16 protein-coding genes are annotated in these 18,209 nt (G+C 61.4%); 10 read left to right on the top strand and 6 right to left on the bottom strand.

Annotated features, from left to right (window positions below; translation table 11 throughout):
- Positions 1 to 302: 302 nt before the first annotated feature.
- From ABSG20_RS03150 to ABSG20_RS03135, 4 genes are all read left to right on the top strand, one after another.
- Positions 303 to 1,616: an NAD(P)/FAD-dependent oxidoreductase gene (locus ABSG20_RS03150; RefSeq protein WP_423863025.1), complete on the top strand. Its 1,314-nt coding sequence runs from the start codon at positions 303 to 305 to the stop codon at positions 1,614 to 1,616.
- A 3-nt stretch (positions 1,617 to 1,619) separates the two neighbouring features.
- On the top strand, positions 1,620 to 2,528 hold the full coding sequence (locus ABSG20_RS03145) for a DUF1365 domain-containing protein (RefSeq protein ID WP_423863024.1): 909 nt from the start codon (positions 1,620 to 1,622) through the stop codon (positions 2,526 to 2,528).
- A gap of 94 nt (positions 2,529 to 2,622) precedes the next feature.
- Positions 2,623 to 3,852, top strand: coding sequence for a class I SAM-dependent methyltransferase (locus ABSG20_RS03140; protein ID WP_423863023.1), 1,230 nt, complete (start codon positions 2,623 to 2,625; stop codon positions 3,850 to 3,852).
- Positions 3,853 to 3,969: 117 nt separating this feature from the next.
- Positions 3,970 to 5,010, top strand: a complete 1,041-nt coding sequence (locus ABSG20_RS03135; protein WP_490338315.1) for a cysteine synthase A — start codon at positions 3,970 to 3,972, stop codon at positions 5,008 to 5,010.
- Between the two features lie 62 nt (positions 5,011 to 5,072).
- On the opposite strand, the gene ABSG20_RS03130 is transcribed toward ABSG20_RS03135, so the two are convergent.
- From ABSG20_RS03130 to ABSG20_RS03115, 4 genes are read right to left on the bottom strand one after another with little or no spacing between them, the layout of a single operon-like run.
- A complete protein-coding gene (locus tag ABSG20_RS03130; RefSeq protein ID WP_423863021.1) occupies positions 5,073 to 5,819 on the bottom strand; it encodes an amino acid ABC transporter ATP-binding protein in 747 nt (248 codons plus the stop codon).
- A gap of 11 nt (positions 5,820 to 5,830) precedes the next feature.
- Positions 5,831 to 7,135: an amino acid ABC transporter permease gene (locus ABSG20_RS03125; RefSeq protein WP_423863020.1), complete on the bottom strand. Its 1,305-nt coding sequence runs from the start codon at positions 7,133 to 7,135 to the stop codon at positions 5,831 to 5,833.
- Entirely contained in the window at positions 7,132 to 8,337 is a 1,206-nt protein-coding gene (locus ABSG20_RS03120) for an amino acid ABC transporter permease (RefSeq protein WP_423863027.1), read from the bottom strand. The genes ABSG20_RS03125 and ABSG20_RS03120 overlap by 4 nt, the downstream gene beginning before the upstream one ends.
- A 41-nt stretch (positions 8,338 to 8,378) precedes the next feature.
- Positions 8,379 to 9,395 carry an amino acid ABC transporter substrate-binding protein gene (locus ABSG20_RS03115; RefSeq protein ID WP_423863019.1) on the bottom strand — a complete coding sequence of 339 codons (1,017 nt, stop codon included), beginning with the start codon at positions 9,393 to 9,395 and terminating at the stop codon, positions 8,379 to 8,381.
- Between the two features lie 324 nt (positions 9,396 to 9,719).
- Here ABSG20_RS03115 and metC point away from each other — a divergent pair, with 324 nt between their 5' ends.
- From metC to ABSG20_RS03095, 4 genes are all read left to right on the top strand, one after another.
- The gene (metC, locus tag ABSG20_RS03110) at positions 9,720 to 10,910 is read left to right on the top strand and encodes a cystathionine beta-lyase (protein ID WP_423863018.1); all 1,191 of its coding nucleotides are present in this window, start codon (positions 9,720 to 9,722) and stop codon (positions 10,908 to 10,910) included.
- Between the two features lie 413 nt (positions 10,911 to 11,323).
- On the top strand, positions 11,324 to 12,817 hold the full coding sequence (locus ABSG20_RS03105) for a type II and III secretion system protein family protein (protein WP_423863017.1): 1,494 nt from the start codon (positions 11,324 to 11,326) through the stop codon (positions 12,815 to 12,817).
- Positions 12,818 to 12,850: 33 nt separating this feature from the next.
- Positions 12,851 to 13,591, top strand: coding sequence for a CpaD family pilus assembly protein (locus tag ABSG20_RS03100; protein ID WP_423863016.1), 741 nt, complete (start codon positions 12,851 to 12,853; stop codon positions 13,589 to 13,591).
- On the top strand, positions 13,588 to 14,829 hold the full coding sequence (locus ABSG20_RS03095) for a CpaE/TadZ family protein (RefSeq protein ID WP_423863015.1): 1,242 nt from the start codon (positions 13,588 to 13,590) through the stop codon (positions 14,827 to 14,829). The genes ABSG20_RS03100 and ABSG20_RS03095 overlap by 4 nt, the downstream gene beginning before the upstream one ends.
- 88 nt (positions 14,830 to 14,917) lie before the next feature.
- On the opposite strand, the gene ABSG20_RS03090 is transcribed toward ABSG20_RS03095, so the two are convergent.
- On the bottom strand, positions 14,918 to 15,730 hold the full coding sequence (locus tag ABSG20_RS03090) for a tetratricopeptide repeat protein (protein WP_423863026.1): 813 nt from the start codon (positions 15,728 to 15,730) through the stop codon (positions 14,918 to 14,920).
- A gap of 264 nt (positions 15,731 to 15,994) precedes the next feature.
- Complete coding sequence (locus tag ABSG20_RS03085; protein WP_423863014.1) at positions 15,995 to 16,240, bottom strand: PilZ domain-containing protein; 246 nt, start codon at positions 16,238 to 16,240, stop codon at positions 15,995 to 15,997.
- Positions 16,241 to 16,328: 88 nt separating this feature from the next.
- Here ABSG20_RS03085 and ABSG20_RS03080 point away from each other — a divergent pair, with 88 nt between their 5' ends.
- Positions 16,329 to 16,472 carry a hypothetical protein gene (locus tag ABSG20_RS03080; protein WP_423863013.1) on the top strand — a complete coding sequence of 48 codons (144 nt, stop codon included), beginning with the start codon at positions 16,329 to 16,331 and terminating at the stop codon, positions 16,470 to 16,472.
- Positions 16,473 to 16,503: 31 nt separating this feature from the next.
- Complete coding sequence (locus ABSG20_RS03075; protein WP_423863012.1) at positions 16,504 to 18,198, top strand: Na/Pi cotransporter family protein; 1,695 nt, start codon at positions 16,504 to 16,506, stop codon at positions 18,196 to 18,198.
- Positions 18,199 to 18,209: the final 11 nt, after the last annotated feature.

The following is an 18,209-nucleotide window of genomic DNA, read 5'->3' as shown; positions in this document are numbered from 1 at the left end:
CTTTAGGAACTCCCGGCCATACTAGCCGGGGGACATTGGCGCCGACAGGGCCGTGCGACCGGCTGTCCCCGGAGCCCGGGGGTCGTTCGAGCGCCCCGCCGGCGCCAGGAACAGCAGAGTTTTCCCTGTTCCACGGGGCTTTCCGGGGTCGGCGCGATCTTGGAAGTGCTGCAATCTTACCAAGAATTCATGTGGTTTTCGAACGCATCGAGGATTCGAGGTCACACTTCGGGCGCCGCTGAGGCCAGTGAAACTCAGCTCGCCGACCAACGTAACTTGCACGTCAACAAAGGGGGGTCTTGATGCGGGTTGCGGTTATTGGAACGGGAATTGCCGGCAATGCCGCGGCCTGGACCCTGTCGAAGCGCTATCCGGTGACGGTCTACGACCGCGAGCTGCGGCCCGGCGGGCACAGCCACACCGTCACCATCGATTACGATGGCACACCGCTTGCGGTCGACATCGGCTTTATCGTCTACAACGAACTGAACTATCCGGACCTGACGGCGCTGTTCGCCCATCTCGGCGTCGAGACCGTGCAAAGCTGCATGAGCTTCGCGGTCACGGCGGACGCCGGCCGTTTTGAATGGAAAGGCGGCGGCAACAACTGGCGCGAAACCGCGCAAGGCTTGTTTGCCCAGCCTGCAAATCTGCTGTCACCGTCCTATCTGTGGATGCTCCGCGATATCCTGACGTTCAACCGCCAAAGCAGCGAGGACCTCGCCGCAGGCCGACTGGCCGGGCTGACGCTCGGCGAGTATTTTGCGAAAGGCAAATTCGCCCCCCGGCTATTAACCGATTATCTCGCGCCGATGGGTGCTGCGATCTGGTCCGCCCCAGCCAGCGAGATGCTGGACTTTCCGGCGGAGAACTTCGTCGCGTTCTTCAGCAATCATCGCCTGCTGCAATACGATCGCCCGGTCTGGCGCACCGTCAAGGGCGGCAGCCGATGCTATGTGGAGAAGATGATTGCGGCATTCGGGGGCCAGCTTCGGCTCGGCTGCGCGGTGACATCGATCGAACGGACGGCGCACGGCGTCGTCGTCCATGACAGCCACGGCAAAAGCGATACCTACGATCACGTCGTGATCGGCGCGCACAGCGATGCCGCGCTCGCCATGCTCACCGACGCCTGCGATCGCGAACGCACCATCCTCGGCGCCATCGGCTATGCGCCCAATACCGTCTATCTGCACCGCGATACCAGGTTGATGCCGAGGCGCCGACGCGCCTGGGCATCGTGGAATTTTCTGCGCTGGCAGCGTCAAAGCGGGGCTGAAAACGACGTCGCGGTGACCTACTGGATGAACCAGCTGCAAGGCATCGAGCGCAGCAAGCCGCTGTTCGTCAGCCTCAACCCTCCGTTCGAACCGGATCCCGCACTCACGTTCGGCAAGTATATGTGCGATCATCCGCAATATGGCGCCGCCGCCTTTGCCGCCCAGAAACGCCTGGGCGAAATCCAGGGCCGGCGTCATACCTGGTTCTGCGGGGCCTGGACCGGATACGGCTTCCATGAGGATGGACTGCGATCCGGATTGGCTGTCGCGGAGGCGCTTGGTGCCCCAGCGCCCTGGCGCGAGCCGCCGCCCGAACTGGCGCAAGCCGCGGAGTGATGAATGCCCGACGAACCCGCCAGAGCCGAAACAGGCCGCCAACCGGCCGGTGCCGCGGCTGCGCTCTATCTCGGCAAGGTCATGCATGCCCGTCTCAGGCCGATCGGGCATCGCTTCAGCTACCGGGTCATGAGCCTCTTGATCGATCTCGACCGGCTCGGCGCCGCGGACCGGCAAAGCCGGCTGTTCGGCGTCAACCGGGCGGCCCTCTACAGCTTCCATGAGGCCGATCACGGCCCCCGCGACGGCTCAAACCTGCTATTTTATGCGCAACGTCGCGCGGCCGAGCGCGGTGTCGACCTGACCGGCGGGCGCGTGCTGCTGCTGTGCTATCCAAGGCTGTTCGGTTACACCTTCAATCCGCTGTCGGTGTATTTTGGCTATCGCGCCGACGGCGTGCTCGCCTTGATGATCTACGAAGTCCGAAACACGTTCGGCGATATCCACGCTTACGCGCTTGCCGTGCAGCCCGGCGAAAGCCGCGATGCCGGGATCCGGCAAGAACAGGAAAAACTGTTTTACGTCTCGCCCTTCATCGAGATGGCGATGCGCTACCATTTCCGGGTCTCACCGCCGGCAGAGCGTGTCAAATTGCGCATTCTGGAAACCAACCGCGAAGGCCCCCTGCTTGCCGCAACCTTCAGTGGCCGACGCCACGCCTTGACCACGGCGGCGCTGTTGTATTCGCTCTGCGCGCTGCCGCTCGTAACCTTCAAAATCGTCGCGGCGATCCATTGGGAAGCGTTGCGGCTGTGGCTCAAGGGCGCGCGTCTGGTACCACGCCCGCATACCGCAACTGCGAACGCCGCCTGCAAAACCACCTTGGCGGCTGGCGAACACACTGACTATACTGAAGCAGCGTTATCTGCGTCCGGGGTAGAGCGCTCCGGTTCAAGGTCGGATTTGAGGTAATCGACCTGCGCAAGTTCGGACACGGAGCCACATCAGCTGATGGGCCAGTATGCGATCGGCAGTGGTTGATGGGTCAGTATCGATGGGTCAGTAAATGCCTGCGTTGATTTCAGTAACCCCCGACAATGTGGAGACGGCGCTTGCCGACCTGCCGCGCCTCGTCCGGTTGGCACTCCGCTTCGGCTCGAGGCTACGGCGTGGCACCCTCGACGTCACGCTTCCCGATGGCCGGACCTTAAGGCTCGGCGGCATGGAGCCGGGGCCCGCGGCGGCCATGACGCTCTACAATTACGGCTTTGCGTCGCGGCTTCTGAATGGCGGCGACATCGGGATCGCCGAGGCCTATCTGAACGGCGAATGGGATACGCCGGATTTGACGCAATTTCTTTACATCTTCTGCGTCAATCACGACCTGATCCAGGCGATGCTCGGCGACAAGCCGCTGATGCGTTTCATTCAGATGGTCCAGCACTGGTTCAACCGCAACACCAGAGGCCAGGCGCGCCGCAATATCTATGCGCATTATGACATCGGCAACGCGTTTTATTCGGCATGGCTCGATCCTAGCATGACCTATTCCTCGGCGCTGTTCGAAGACCACACCCCGGATCTCGCCGCCGCGCAAAACAACAAATACCGCAGGTTGGCCGAGGCCATTGATCTGCAGCCTGGCCAGAAACTGCTGGAGATCGGATGCGGCTGGGGCGGCTTTGCGGAATATGCCGCCAAAACCTTCGGCGCCAGGGTGGTCGGGCTCACCATCAGCGAGCAGCAGCGCGATTTTGCGCGCCAGCGCATCCAGAATGCCGGCCTCGCCGACCAGGTCGAGATCCGCCTGCAGGACTATCGCGATGAGCGCGACCGCTATGACCGGATCGCGTCGATCGAAATGATCGAGGCGGTAGGCGAGCAGTTCTGGCCAAGATATTTTTCACAGTTGCGCGACCGGCTGCTGCCGGGTGGCCTTGCCGGCATCCAGGCCATAACCATCCAGGACAGCCTGTTTGCGACCTACCGCCGCGAGGTCGATTTCATTCAGCGCTACGTGTTTCCCGGCGGCATGCTGCCCTCGCCGCAGGTCTTGAAATCGCTGGGCGAACGGTTTGGCGTTCCTGTCATCCGCGAACGCATTTTCGGACAAGATTATGCCAAGACGCTCGCGACCTGGCGAAGCAACTTCCGTAACGCGTGGCCGAACCTGAAGCCGCTCGGTTTCGACGACCGGTTCCGACGGCTGTGGGAATACTATCTCGCCTACTGCGAAGCCGGGTTCCTGTCCGGAAACATCGACGTCCGCCAAGTGGTATTCGCCAAGGCGAAATAACACGTCAAACCGCTCGCATTGCCGATCGGGGCGAGAAAGCGGCTTCCACTTTGGCCTGACGCGCTCTAGGGTCGTTGCCTGATTTGGCTTTACCGGCAAGATTTCCCGCCTATGAGCATGCATGACATCGATAATGACGTCGTCGAGGCGATCGGCAACACGCCCCTCATCAAGCTGAAGCGTGCCTCCGAGGAAACCGGCTGCGAAATTCTCGGCAAGGCCGAATTCATGAATCCGGGTCAATCGGTGAAGGATCGCGCGGCGCTGTTCATCATCCGCGACGCCATCAAGCGCCGGGCGCTTTGGCCGGGCGGCGCAGTGGTCGAGGGCACCGCTGGAAATACCGGAATCGGGCTGGCGCTGGTCGCCAACGCGCTCGGTTTCCGTACCGTGATCGTGATCCCGAATACGCAGAGCCAGGAGAAAAAGGACATGTTGCGGCTCTGCGGCGCGCAACTGATCGAAGTGCCCGCGGTGCCCTACGCCAACCCGAATAATTACGTCAAACTGTCGGGGCGCCTTGCCGAGCAGCTCGCCAAGACCGATTCCAATGGCGCGATCTGGGCCAACCAGTTCGATAACATCGCCAATCGGCAGGCGCATATCGAGACCACCGCGCCGGAAATCTGGCAACAGACCGGCGGCAAGGTCGCTGGCTTCGTGGCGTCGGTCGGATCGGGCGGTACGCTGGCCGGGGTGTCGATGGGCCTGAAGCAGATGAATCCGAATATCCGGATTGTGCTCGCCGATCCCATGGGCTCGGCGCTTTATAATTACTACAAGCACGGGGTTCTCAAATCAGAAGGCTCGTCGATCACCGAAGGCATCGGCCAGGGCCGCATCACCGCCAATCTCGGAGGCGCCGTGATCGACGACGCCTACCAGATCGGCGATGAGGAAGCGGTCCGGATCGTGTTCGGCCTGCTCGAGCATGAGGGACTTTGTCTCGGCGGTTCGAGCGGGGTCAATATAGCGGGCGCCATCCGTCTGGCCAAAGAACTCGGGCCCGGCCATACCATCGTGACCATCCTGTGCGACTACGGCACGCGCTATCAGTCAAAGCTGTTCAATCCGGAGTTCATGCGTTCGAAAAACCTGCCGGTGCCGGAATGGCTCGAGCAGAAAACCGCGATTGCCGTGCCGTTCGAGAAGGTCTAGCCAGCTCGTACCTGGCTACCCGCAGACCGTCGCAGCCTGGCAAAGCTGCTCGGGTGCTCAGATCAATGTGCGCGCAGGATCTGGCTCAGGAACAGCTTGCTGCGCGCGTGCTGCGGATTGGCGAAGAAATTGTCGGGCGTATTCGATTCGATGATCTGCCCGGCATCCATGAACACGACGCGGTTCGCCACTTCCTTGGCAAATCCCATTTCATGGGTCACGACCAGCATGGTCATGCCGTCCTTCGCAAGGTCCACCATGGTATCGAGCACTTCCTTGACCATCTCCGGGTCAAGCGCGGAGGTCGGCTCGTCGAACAGCATTACCTTCGGGTTCATGGTCAGCGCGCGCGCGATCGCCACCCGCTGCTGCTGGCCGCCCGACATCTGGCCCGGATATTTATTGGCCTGATGCGGTATCTTCACCCGCTCGAGATATTTCATGGCGGTGGCTTCAGCGTCCTTTTTCGGGATATTGCGCACCCAGATCGGCGCCAGCGTGCAGTTTTCCAATACGGTGAGATGCGGGAAAAGATTGAAACTCTGGAACACCATGCCGACCTCGCGCCGGACCTCGTCCACCCGCTTCAGATTGGGTCCGAGATCGATGCCGTCGACATTGATCTCGCCCTCCTGGAATTCTTCCAGCGCGTTGATGCAGCGGATCAGTGTCGATTTGCCGGACCCCGAAGGGCCGCAGATCACAATCCGCTCGCCCTTGCCGACACCGAGATTGATGTCCCGCAGGACATGGAAGTCGCCGTACCACTTGTTGAGGCCGGCAATATCGACGATCGAATTCGCGGTCATGTTCATCTCACTCAATTACGCCGGTGTGCGTTCAGCCGTTTCTCGACGAACAGGGAATAGCGCGACATCCCGAAGCAGAAGATGAAGTAGATCATGCCGGTGAAGGCAAAGCCCGTAAATAACTGGGTCGGGGTCGCCCACACCGGATCGGCAAACGACGCATGCAGCACGCCCAACAGATCGAAGATCGCCACGATCGACACCAGCGAAGTGTCCTTGAACATCGCGATGAAGCTGTTGACGAAGCCGGGAATGACGTGGCGCAGAGCCTGCGGCATCACGATCAGCGCCGTGGTCTTCCAGTAGGACAGGCCAAGCGCGCTGGCGGCCTCACCTTGGCCACGCGGAATCGCCTGCAAGCCGCCCCGGATCACCTCGGCGGTATAGGCGCCGGCGAACAGCGCGACGCCAATGAGTACCCGGACCAGAGCATCGATGGTGAAGCCTCCGGGCAGAAACAGCGGCAGCATGTAGGTGGCAAAAAACAGCACGGTGATCAGCGGCACGCCGCGCCATAATTCGATGAACGCCACCGAACAGATCCGGATCAGCGGGATGGTCGAACGCCGGCCGAGCGCCAGCGCGATACCAATCGGCACCGAGCTGACAATGCCGGTCACCGATACCACCAGCGTCACCAGCAAGCCACCCCACTGCCTGGTGTCGACCAGCGGCAATCCGTATCCGTCGTGTTCGAAACCCAATGCCCCGATCACGATCGCAACGCTCGCGAACAGCGCGAGACTGATCACCAGCGCGCGCCATCCCGTGCGGATGCCGCCACCGAGGAAAAACAGCAGCACCGATACGATGACTGCGGCGATCGCGAAACCGATCATGCCGCCGCCATGAAGAAGGAAATATGCGATCACCGGAAAGGCAATGAAGAACAGCCCGGCATTAAGCCCCTTGTCAGGCAGCCGCGGAATGAGAAGCGGCACCAGTAGCAATACGGCGAGCAGATAGGTCAAGTTGACCCGCCACCGCTCTGACTGCGGGTAAAATCCGTAGATAAATTGCGGGAATTTCGCCTCGATGTATGGCCAGCAGGCGCCGACCGGGTGGCCGGCATTTTGGGTCAGGCAAGCCTCGCGGTCGGTGCCCTGCCAGACCGCATCGATCAGCAGGAACTTCAAGGCGGGAATAACGGTGAACCAGAGCAACAACAAGCCGAGCACGGTGAGCAGGATATTGGTCGGCGAATTCAACAATTGCGTGCGCAGAAAGCCAACAAAGCCCGTGGTCTTGACCGGCGCAGTGCGTTCGGGAACCAGATCCTGGCGTACGTAGTTCGAGGGGGCGGCGATATCGCTCATGGCCCAAGGCTCCGGCTGATCCGCCATCCATAGAAGCTCATGATCGCGCTCGTCGTCAGCGAAATCAGAAGATAGACGCCCATGGTGATGGCGATGATTTCGATGGCCTGGCCGGTCTGGCTCAGGGTAGTCCCGGCGAACACCGAAACCAGGTCGGGATATCCGATCGCGACCGCCAGCGACGAATTCTTGGTGAGGTTGAGATATTGGTTGGTCAGCGGTGGCAGGATGACGCGCAGGGCTTGCGGCACCACGATCAGCCGCAAGGCCTCGCCACGGTGCAGTCCAAGCGAGGACCCGGCTTCCATCTGGCCCTTGTGAACCGACAGGATTCCGCCGCGCACGATCTCGGCGATGTAGGACGCGGTGTAGGTCGAGAGCGCCAGCAGCAGCGCCACGAATTCCGGAATTAGGCGCGAGCCGCCGGAAAAATTGAATCCCTTGAGCACCGGAATCTCAAAAGTGACGGGCACACCAAATACCAGCGCGCATAAAAGCGGCAAGCCGATCAATAATCCGAGCACATAAGGCCAGATGGTGATTTTTCGGCCATGGTCAAACAGCTGCTGGCGTGCATAATGGCGCAACGCAATCGCGGCCACGATGGCTATCAGGATGGCCAGCGCGAACGGCAGCAGACCGGGATCGGCGATCGGTCTCGGAACTACAAAACCGCGGTTGGAGAGAAAAAACATGCCGAATAGCGAGATGCTCTGTCGGGGATTGGGCAGCGCGCCCAACACGGCCAGATACCAGAACAGGATCTGGAACAGCAGCGGCAGATTGCGTAACAGCTCGACATAGCCGCCAGCGATGCGCGACAATAGCCAGTTCGGCGATAGACGACCCAGCGCCACCACGAACCCGATCACGGTCGCGAAGAAAATGCCCATGATCGAGACCAGCAGCGTGTTGAGCAGACCGACAAAAAGCACCCGGGTATAGGTGTCGGATCCCGAGTACGGGATCAGGGCCTGGCTGACGTCAAAACCCGCCGTATTCTCCAGAAACCCGAACCCGGACGTGATCCGCTGCGCGGCCAGGTTGGCGCGCGCGTTGGCCACGATCTCGTAGCCAACCCAGGCCAGCGCGGCGGCGAACAGAAGCTGGAACGCAAATCCGCGCCACCCGGCACGGCCGCCGAGCGCTAGTCGCAACTTGGCGGCGAATTGCGATGGTGCCGCCCGGGGCTCGATGCTCATTGTCATGGCGTGACTATTTCATGGCGTGACAGCATCTGCGATCAGCGGATCGGCGGCGCGTATTGAATGCCGCCCTTGTTCCAGAGCTGATTGAGGCCGCGGGCAATCCCGAGCTTTGACCCAGCGCCGACGTTACGATCGAAGGCTTCGCCGTAATTGCCGACGCCCTTGACGATCCGGAACACCCAATCCTTGGTCAGGCCGAGTTGCTCACCGAGATTGCCGTCGGTCCCGAACACGCGCTTCAGTTCCGGCTTGTCCGATTTCGCCATGTCGTCGAGGTTCTTTTGGGTGATGCCAAGTTCTTCGGCATCGACCATCGCGAACAGCACCCACTTGACGATATCGAACCATTGATCGTCGCCATGGCGCACCATCGGGCCAAGCGGCTCCTTCGAGATCACTTCGGGAAGCACCACGTGCTCGGCAGGGTTTGCAAACTTCAAACGCTCGGCATAAAGGCCCGATACGTCGGTCGTGAAGACGTCGCAGCGTCCGGACTCGTAGGCCTTGATGGCTTCGTCATCGTTGGCGAACGCGATCACCTCATACTTCATGTTGTTGCTTTTGAAATAGTCGGCGAGGTTTTGCTCGGTGGTGGTTCCGGTCTGCACACAAACCGATGCGCTGTTCAGTTCCAGCGCGGAATTGACCTTGAGCGATTTTTTCACCAGGAAGCCCTGACCATCATAATAGTTCACGCCGGCAAAATTGGCGCCGAGCGAGGTGTCGCGGGACAGCGTCCAGGTGGTATTGCGCGACAAGACGTCGATTTCGCCCGACTGCAGCGCCGTGAAGCGATCCTTGGCCGACAACGGCACGTACTTGACCTTGGTCGGATCGTTGAAGATGGCGGCGGCGATCGCGCGGCAGATATCGACGTCGAGCCCGGTCCAGTTGCCCTTGTCGTCGGGCGACGAAAAGCCTGGCAGGCCCTGGCTGACGCCGCAGGACAGCTGCCCGCGGTCCTTGATGGTCTTGAGCGTTTGCGCGGACGCGGCCTGGGTCGAAACAGCGGCGGCAACGGCAAGGGTAAGAACCAGAGATACTCGTTTCATGGCAAAGCCTTTCAAGGGTCGTCCGGGAACGTTTGGCGTGGTCGCCACGCGCGCCGAAGGACCTCCCCCGAAATTCCCATGCAAGCGCTGAGCCAACTGGCGGTTGAAACACCATCCGCTCCAGCACTGGGATCGAAGTTCGCGGCAGGCCCCTCAACATGCGGCGACTGAATAGCGTCCCCGCATCTCAGAACGACTGGCGTGCCCGGTCAAGGGGTTGACGACGGTGTTCTGTGTCCTGCTACTAATAAATCCGCCCGCATCGCTCGTCCCGGCGGGTATATGGATGTCGTGGCGGCGGCAGGGATCTTTGGCGGCGGACACATGAAATCTTCAAATGACGATCGGTCGGACCCGCTCAGGCCAGAAACCACGCTGGTGACGGCGGGGCGCGACACCAAGGCGCAGAAAGGCTTCGTCAATCCCCCCGTCGTGCACGGTTCGACCGTGCTCTATCCGACCGCGGCCGATCTGCACGCCCATCGCGGCGAGTTCCAGTATGGCCGCCACGGCACGCCCACGACCAGGGCGCTGCAGGACGCGTTGACGGCGCTCGAAGGTCCGCAATGCGCCGGCGTCGGTCTGGCGCCTTCGGGCCTTGCCGCCATTACCACCACCCTGCTCGCGGTGCTGAAAGCCGGCGATCATCTTCTGGTCTGCGACAACGCCTATCGCCCCACACGCCATTTCTGTAATGGCCTGTTGGCCCGCTATGGCGTCGAAACCGGCTACTTCGATCCCCTGATCGGCGCCGCCATCGGTGAGCTTTTCAAGCCCAACACCAGGGCGGTGCTGGTCGAAGCGCCGGGTTCGCAATCCTTCGAAATGCCCGACATTCCCGCCATCGCCGAGGTCGCGCATGCGCGCGGCGCGCTGGTTGTCGACGACAACACCTGGGCGACGCCCTTGTTTCACCGTTCGCTCGATCAGGGCGTCGATATCAGCATGCAGGCCGCGACCAAATATATCGGCGGTCATTCCGACATCATGTTCGGCACGATTTCGGCCAATGCCAGGGCCTGGCCTGTTATCGCGGAGAACATCCGGCTGCTCGGGGTTTGCGCCGGGCCGGACGACGTCTTCCTCGCGCTGCGCGGATTGCGGACCCTTGGCGTAAGGCTGGCGCAGCATCATCGCTCCGGGCTGGAGATGGCGCGATGGCTTAAGGCGCGGCCCGAGGTCTTGAGGGTGCTGCATCCGGCGCTTGAGAGCGATCCGGGCCATGCGATCTGGAAACGGGACTTTACCGGCGCCTCCGGGCTGTTCAGCATTGTCCTGAAGCCCGCGCCACAGCAGGCCGTCGATGCGCTGCTCAATACGCTTAAGCTGTTCGGCATGGGCTATTCATGGGGCGGTTTTGAAAGTCTCGCGATTCCATTCGACTGCGCGGGCTATCGCACCGCCACCACATGGGCGCCGGGCGGCCCGGCGCTGCGGCTTCATATCGGACTGGAGCATGTCGGGGATCTCAAGGCAGATCTCGAGCGCGGGTTTGCCGCCTTCAACGCGGCTTAGCCGGCAAGCTCGGTTGCTGATCTATCGCGCGCTTATTGCGGACATCCGAGCGAGCTGGTTGACGTCGGCCTGGCGCCTGCCAAACTGGCGCTGTTCGGTACTATCGACGAATTCAGCGCCGAATTCGCAGCCGATCCGCCACGCCAGCCGACATTGGCGCGCGGAGCCGGTCGAGTAACGGAATATCTCGCAATGTGCCTGTTGTCTTTGAATCCTCTTCACCACGTAGATCTGCGGGTTCGTCATTCGAACCATAACGCGCTGTTCACCATGCAGCCAAATCTCTGATTTCCTTGCCGCATACTCATTCGACTTGCAAGTTCGCATATACTTTTACGGCTTAGTCATCCTGACGAAGAGGCTGCCACCCGCATCGAGTTCAAGTATCCGGCGTAAGTGCAGATCGTGAGCGCATGAAGACCGCACGCATTATTGTCATTCTGGACCGCGCCCTGTGGTTTTCCGCCATCGCTGTGCTGACGATTAATCCGGCCCTGACGCCCGCGATCGCGGCCGACTCGACGGCAACGCCTGCCGTCTCCACCGTGACGCCTTCCCTGTCCACGGCAACGCCTTCCATTGCCCGCGCCCAAGTGAAGGTACGCTTTCTTCCGCTCGGCATTGGCAAATCCGTGATCATCGATTTGCCGCGCGACGCCAAGGACGTGCTGGTCGCCGACCCGAAGATTGCCGACGCCGTCGTCCACTCGGCGCAGCGCGCCTACATCATCGGCGTGGCGGTCGGTCAGACCAATGTCGTGTTCTTCGATGCCGCAGGCGATCAGATTGCGGCCTATGACATCGCGGTCAAGCGCGACCTCAACGGCGTGCGCGCCGCATTGAGGCAAACACTGCCCAACGCGGCCATCCAGATCGAAGGCATCGGTGACAGCGTGATGCTGACCGGCTCGGTGTCCAGTCCGATCGAAGCACAACAGGCGGGCGACCTGGCGGCACGGCTGGCGGGAGGTGCGGACAAGGTCGTCAACTCGATTGCCGTCCGCGGCCGCGATCAGGTGATGTTGAAGGTCACTGTCGCGGAAGTGCAGCGTGACGTCGTCAAACAGATGGGCATCGATCTTAGCGCCAGTATGAATTACGGCACCGCGGTCGTGAACTTCAACAACAGCAATCCGTTCACCGCGTTTGGCCGCCCGCTGGTCAGCGGCAACAGCGCCAGCGTCTCGGCCTTGACCAAGGGTCTGCCCTCGGTGACCGCGACCATGCGCGCGATGGAAAGCGCAGGCGTGGCGCGTACCCTGGCGGAGCCTAATCTGACGGCCATTTCCGGTGAGTCCGCGACATTCATCGCCGGCGGCGAATTTCCGGTTCCCGCCGGCTTTTCCTGTGACCCGGTCACGCATGTCTGCATGACCCAGATCAGCTATAAGAAATTCGGCATTTCGCTCAACTTCACGCCGGTCGTCCTGAGCGAGGGGCGGATCAGCCTGCGCGTGATGACCGAGGTCTCCGAACTGTCCAGCGACAACGCCCTGACGTTGAACCAGGACGGCAATTCGCTGACCGTTCCTTCGATCAAGACCCGTCGCGCCGAAACCACGCTGGAAATTCCGTCGGGCGGCTCCATGGCGATGGCCGGCTTGATCCAGGAACAGACCAAGCAGGCCGTCAACGGATTGCCCGGTCTCGACTCATTGCCCGTTCTGGGAGCGCTGTTCAGGAGCCAGGATTTTGTCAACAACCAGACCGAATTAATGGTTCTGGTGACGCCCTATGTTGTTCGGGCGGTTGCCCAGAAAGAGTTGTCACGTCCCGATGACGGGTTCGCGCCGGCGTCGGATTCCCAATCGACCCTGTTGGCTCAAATCAGTCGGATCTACGGCATCTCCGGCCGCATCGAACCGGTCGGAAACTACCAGCCCAACTTTGGCTTCATCATAGACTGAGGCGGACGACCCGTGCCGGACAAGGACAGAACCATGACAAACATGCAACCGGTCGATCGCCATCGAACGCTGCGCCGGTTGGGCGCAGTCGCTGGCCTTTCAGTCGCGCTTTCTGCCTGCACCTATACGAGCACAGAAGTCGCGACCGCGAGCGTTCCCGACGATTACCGCCAGCGCCACCCGATCGCGATCCAGGAAGCCGACCGCTCCGTCGTCATTTTCGTCGGCAATGCGCGCGGCGGCCTGACTGATTCCCAGCGCGGCGATGTCATGGGACTGGCGCGGACCTGGGTTCACGAAGGAACCGGTGCTGTTGTGGCCGATGTGCCGGTCGACACCCCGAACGCACGGGCGGCAGCGGCCTCATTACGGGATGTTCAGGCGCTGCTTGCTGCGGGCGGCGTGCCTCCACGCGGCATCAGGGTCCGTCACTACCATCCCGACGATCCGCGAACGTTCGCGGCGATCAAGCTGAGCTATCCAAGGATTGCGGCGGTTGCCGGACCCTGCGGTTTGTGGCCCGAGGATCTTGGACCTTCGATCCTGAACAACCACTATTCCGAAAACAAGGAGTACTACAATTTTGGTTGCGCTTCCCAGCGCAACCTTGCAGCCATGATCGACAATCCGTCGGACCTCGAACAGCCGCGATCAGAAACCGCCGCCTATACGGCGCGGCGTACCGCTGCTTTCGAGAAGTATCGCAAAGGCGACTCGACCTCGACCGCCTATCCCGAAGCCGACAAGGCCAAACTCAGCGATACAGGCAAATGATCAGCCGTCCCCGCCAGAATCACGAAGAGCAGCCCGACATCCCGCCCGCCGAGGCATACATCGCTCCGGCACCCCGGGTGTCGGTGCAGGCCTTTTGCGTGACCCAGGAAACCGCGGCCGCCGTTCGGTCGGCGGGCGAAGACCGCCGCCTCGGCAAGGCCCATCTCACCATACAGATGGGCGGCGTGGCCACCGCCATCGAAACCTATCGCACGGTGCCCACTCCGAACGTGATCATCCTGGAAACCGAAGCCGCCAGCGATATCCTTGTCGGCCTCGATCAGCTTGCAACCGTGTGCGATGCCGGGACCCGGGTCGTCGTGATCGGCAGTGTCAATGATGTCGCACCCTATCGCGAACTGGTGCGCCGCGGCGTCAACGACTACGTCATTGGGCCGGTCGATACGCTCGGCGTCGTACGCTCGATTTGCAGCCTGTTCTCGGCGTCGGAGTCCGTAACCGTAGGTCGGATCATCGCCATCGTCGGGGCAAAAGGCGGCGTCGGCGCATCCACCATCGCCCACAATGTCGCCTGGGCCACCGCGCGCAGTCTGGCGCTGGATTCCGTCGTCATCGATCTCGACCTCGCCTTTGGCACGGCCAGCCTGAACTACAATAAGGATCCCTTGCAGGGCATCGCCAATGCGGTATTCGCGCCCGATCGACCCGATACCGCCTTCATGGAGCGCTTGCTGGCGAAATGCACCGACCACCTCAGCCTGTTGGCGGCGCCGGCGACGCTCGATCAGGTTTACGACTTCGGCGAGCAGGCCTTCGATGCGATCTACGATACGTTACGCATGACAACGCCCTGCATCGTTCTGGACGTACCCCACCAATGGTCGGCATGGACCCGGCGCGCGTTGGTCGGCGCAGATGACATCCTGGTTGTTGCCGAGCCGGACCTCGCCAATCTGCGCAATACCAGGAACTTGATAAATATGCTGAAAGCCTCGCGGCCCAACGACCGGGCGCCGCTGTATTGTCTCAATCAGGTCGGCACGCCGAGGCGGCCGGAAATCAACCCACGCGAATTCGCCAAGACCATCGAGAGTGCGCCGGTCGCGACCATTCCATTCGATTCGCGAATGTTCGGCACCGCCGCCAACAATGGCCAGATGATCGCCGAAATCTCCGCCAACCATCGCACCACCGAGATGTTCTCGCAGATCGCGCGACGGCTGACCGGCCGCGGCGAGACCAAAAAGCGGCGCCGTTCGTTACTGTCGTGGAAGTAGCGAACAAGCCAGGTCCTGGCACGCGGCGGCGCTTCTGAGACGTCATTGATGACGGCCGACGCGGCCGCGGACGCCGATTCGTCAAAGTTCAATCCGGGTGCCCGACAGCCGCCACGGGTATTTTATCGACCTGCGCAGTTGCATTCTCTTTGCGGGCCAGCAGGCGGCGGAGATAAGCGACATTCGCCGCCGCTTCCTCGGCCGGACGATCGGCCTTCACGATGCTTTCGGCCTCGGCAAGACGGCCCTGCAGGCCCACCACGAGCGCCAAATTCTGCCGCACCCGCAAATCCGCATCCGCGCTTTCATTGGCACGGCGCAACGTCTCCTCCGCTTTGGGCAGATCTTTGGAAAGGATGTAGGAAAGGCCGAGATTGGACAGCACTGAAGGTTCATCGGGCTTAATTCTCATCGCGCTTGCATAATACTGCCGGGCTTCGTCGTGCCGGCCCAGTTGATCGAGCACGGTTCCTTGAGCCGAGAGGATCCGCCAATCGGGATCGTCGGGGCTATGGGCATTGCCAAGGACGTCGAATGCCTGCTGGAAATTGCCATTATCCGCCAGCGCTCGGCCATAGCCGGCCAGCAACGCCTTGTTGTTGGGATGGGCGATCGTGGCCTGTTCGAGCACCGCGACCGCCTGGGACCGCTGCCCCGCGGCGCGAAGCGCCTGGCCGTATTGCAGCGCGGCGTCGGCGTCGTTGGGATTGGCACGAAAACGGTCGCGACAGGATTCGACCTCGCGCCTGGGGTCGGCGGCGTGGCTTGTCTCGGTCGTCTCACCCAGCGACCCCGTGATATCGGGCGCGCCCGCGGTCTGGCAGCCACAAAGCGCCAACAGCAGAGTCGCGCACGATGCGGTGAATGCAAGAAGTCTCGCGGAGCGACCTTGCCGACGCAACTGCTGGAGCATGTATTCTGGCCTATGGTCGACGATGGCCAGAAATGTTTCACAGGTTGACCCTAAATTCAGGTTAATCCGGTGGTGTTGCCGTCTGCTGACCGGGAGCACCAAATCAGGCCCTGATGTCCCGGGGCGGCTGCTCGGGCCAGCGCATGATATCGAAAAGTCGGAACCGGTTTTCCCGCGGACAAACGCGAAGCGTTTGCTCGGAGATCATGCACAATCAAAGAGATGAGATCATGATCCGATCTGCTCAACGACCTAATCGACGAATTGAGCTCCGAATTCGCAACCGATCCGCCATGCCAGCCGACACTGGCGTGGTCGGCCTTCCGACATTATGATGGTGAATTCGGCGGGAATGTCGAGATTTTCGCAGATTACCTTGACACCGCTGTCCGACACGTCGGTAATCGTGCAGTCGCGTGGCAGCGAGCTGGCTCCGAATTGAATCTTGGCGAGCCGCCTGCATAGACGGCGTTCGCTTAGCCGTCGATTTACCAACATGTCAATCCTCGCTCGATAATGGTTCATCCAGAATTCCTTGCCAGTTTACAGATCAATTGTTGGAATCTGCCTAACGGAACCCCGCGCAATGGATCGGTTGTTTTTGGATTCCGTTTACCGCGATTGCAGCAGAACCCTGCCGCCACGGCCCGCCGTGAGCGCATTTTTCGCCGCTTTCTTCAGGCTGGCGCAAAATAAAGGATTGATCGCCGATGGTTTCCCGATAGCCTGAGCTTTCGACTCGCATTCGGAAGTGTAAGGTGATGGGAAGCTTGGCTCTTCTCGACCTGATGGGTGGCGTGGCGTTGCTGCTGTGGGGCCTGCACATGGTCCATAGCGGAATTCTGCGCGCCTTCGGTCCTGATCTCCGTTTGCTGCTGGCGAAAGCTCTGAACAACCGCTTCACCGCGTTTGCCGCCGGCATCGGCCTGACCGCGCTGCTGCAAAGCAGTACCGCGACCGCCTTGATCACGAGCTCCTTCGCCGCCGAGGGGCTGGTCAAACTGGTGCCTGCGCTTGCGATCATGCTCGGCGCCAATGTCGGGACCACGTTGATCGTTCAGGTCCTGTCGTTCAACATCGCCGCCGCCGCCCCGGTTCTCTTCATTCTCGGCCTTGTCGCCTTCCGCGGTGGCGCGCGCTCGCGCATCAAGGACATCGGCCGCGTTTCGATCGGTCTCGGCCTGATGCTGCTGGCACTGCATATTCTGCTCGACACGCTGGCGCCGGCCGAGAATGCCCCGGGAATGCGCGTCTTCATGAGCGCCATTACCGGCGATCCCGTGCTCTGCATTGTCATCGGTGCCGTCGTCACCTGGGCGGTGCATTCCAGCGTTGCCACCGTTCTCTTGATCATGTCGCTCGCCTATGCGCACTTCATCTCGCCCGCAGCTTCGCTGGCGCTGGTGCTTGGCGCCAACCTCGGCAGCGCCATCAACCCGATCCTGGAGGGCGCACGCCGCGACAACCCGGCAAGTTATCGTTTGCCGGTTGGCAATCTCGTCAATCGTCTGGTCGGCGTGCTGCTGCTGGCACCGGTCCTGCGTCCGATTACCGAGATGTTGCAGGCGTGGCAGCCCGACCTCGCGAAGCTGACTGCAGAGTTTCACATCGCCTTCAACCTGGCGACGGCCATCATTTTCATCGGTCTGCTCGACGGCATGGCGCGGTTGCTGACAAGCCTTTTTCCCGATCGCGTCCGGGACTCCGACCCGTCGCGACCGCGCTATCTCGACGAGAGCGCGCTGGAATCGCCCTCGCTGGCGCTGGCCGACGCCGCGCGCGAGACCCTGCATATGGGCGATCATGTCGAGGTCATGTTGCGCAAGGTGATGGCCGCGATCATGACCAACGATCGCGCCCTGGTCGATCAGGTATCGCGGATGGACAACGCCGTGGACAGTCTCAACGAGGCGATCAAGCTCTACGTGACCAGATTGACGCGCGGCAGCCTCGACGAACGCGAGGGACGGCGCGCGATGGAGATTATCTCCTTCGCCATCAACCTCGAGCACATCGGCGACATCATCGACAAGAACCTGAGCGAACTGGCCACCAAGAAGATCAAGCGCCGGTTCCAGTTTTCACCCGAAGGCGCGGAAGAGCTTTCGGCATTCCACAAGCGGACCGCGGATTCGCTGCGGATCGGGTTCGGCGTCTTCATGTCAGGCGACGTCAACGAAGCGCGCAAACTTCTGGCCGAGAAGGGCAATTTGCGCAACGCCGAAGTCGCCGCCACCGAACGGCATCTCGACCGACTGCGCGAGGGCCGGCCCGAGAGCATCGAGACCACCTCGCTGCACCTCGACGTGCTGCGTGATCTCCGGCGCATTCACTCGCATATCTGCTCAGTTGCCTATCCCGTACTTGACGCCGCAGGTGAGCTGCCGTTGCGACAGCACGCCGAAAGCGATGCGGCGGCGCAGCCCGCGCCGGCGGCACACTCCTCGCCGCGTTAACGAATGGGACG

The sequence above is a fragment of the Bradyrhizobium sp. genome, from assembly GCF_049512235.1.
GTDB lineage: Bacteria > Pseudomonadota > Alphaproteobacteria > Rhizobiales > Xanthobacteraceae > Bradyrhizobium.
Note: the sequence above shows the minus strand (reverse complement) of the source record. Positions and strands in the feature narration are given on the sequence as shown.

What these genes read in the sequence shown, in the direction of transcription:
- ABSG20_RS03140 (WP_423863023.1), top strand. Translation starts at nt 2,623, where the DNA reads ATGCCTGCGTTGATTTCAGTAACCCCCGACAATGTGGAGACGGCGCTT.
- ABSG20_RS03115 (WP_423863019.1), bottom strand. Translation starts at nt 9,395, where the DNA reads ATGAAACGAGTATCTCTGGTTCTTACCCTTGCCGTTGCCGCCGCTGTT.
- ABSG20_RS03095 (WP_423863015.1), top strand. Translation starts at nt 13,588, where the DNA reads ATGATCAGCCGTCCCCGCCAGAATCACGAAGAGCAGCCCGACATCCCG.
- ABSG20_RS03100 (WP_423863016.1), top strand. Translation starts at nt 12,851, where the DNA reads ATGACAAACATGCAACCGGTCGATCGCCATCGAACGCTGCGCCGGTTG.
- ABSG20_RS03085 (WP_423863014.1), bottom strand. Translation starts at nt 16,240, where the DNA reads ATGTTGGTAAATCGACGGCTAAGCGAACGCCGTCTATGCAGGCGGCTC.
- ABSG20_RS03105 (WP_423863017.1), top strand. Translation starts at nt 11,324, where the DNA reads ATGAAGACCGCACGCATTATTGTCATTCTGGACCGCGCCCTGTGGTTT.
- ABSG20_RS03130 (WP_423863021.1), bottom strand. Translation starts at nt 5,819, where the DNA reads ATGACCGCGAATTCGATCGTCGATATTGCCGGCCTCAACAAGTGGTAC.
- ABSG20_RS03120 (WP_423863027.1), bottom strand. Translation starts at nt 8,337, where the DNA reads ATGAGCATCGAGCCCCGGGCGGCACCATCGCAATTCGCCGCCAAGTTG.
- metC (WP_423863018.1), top strand. Translation starts at nt 9,720, where the DNA reads ATGAAATCTTCAAATGACGATCGGTCGGACCCGCTCAGGCCAGAAACC.
- ABSG20_RS03145 (WP_423863024.1), top strand. Translation starts at nt 1,620, where the DNA reads ATGCCCGACGAACCCGCCAGAGCCGAAACAGGCCGCCAACCGGCCGGT.
- ABSG20_RS03125 (WP_423863020.1), bottom strand. Translation starts at nt 7,135, where the DNA reads ATGAGCGATATCGCCGCCCCCTCGAACTACGTACGCCAGGATCTGGTT.
- ABSG20_RS03075 (WP_423863012.1), top strand. Translation starts at nt 16,504, where the DNA reads ATGGGAAGCTTGGCTCTTCTCGACCTGATGGGTGGCGTGGCGTTGCTG.
- ABSG20_RS03080 (WP_423863013.1), top strand. Translation starts at nt 16,329, where the DNA reads ATGGATCGGTTGTTTTTGGATTCCGTTTACCGCGATTGCAGCAGAACC.
- ABSG20_RS03135 (WP_490338315.1), top strand. Translation starts at nt 3,970, where the DNA reads ATGCATGACATCGATAATGACGTCGTCGAGGCGATCGGCAACACGCCC.
- ABSG20_RS03150 (WP_423863025.1), top strand. Translation starts at nt 303, where the DNA reads ATGCGGGTTGCGGTTATTGGAACGGGAATTGCCGGCAATGCCGCGGCC.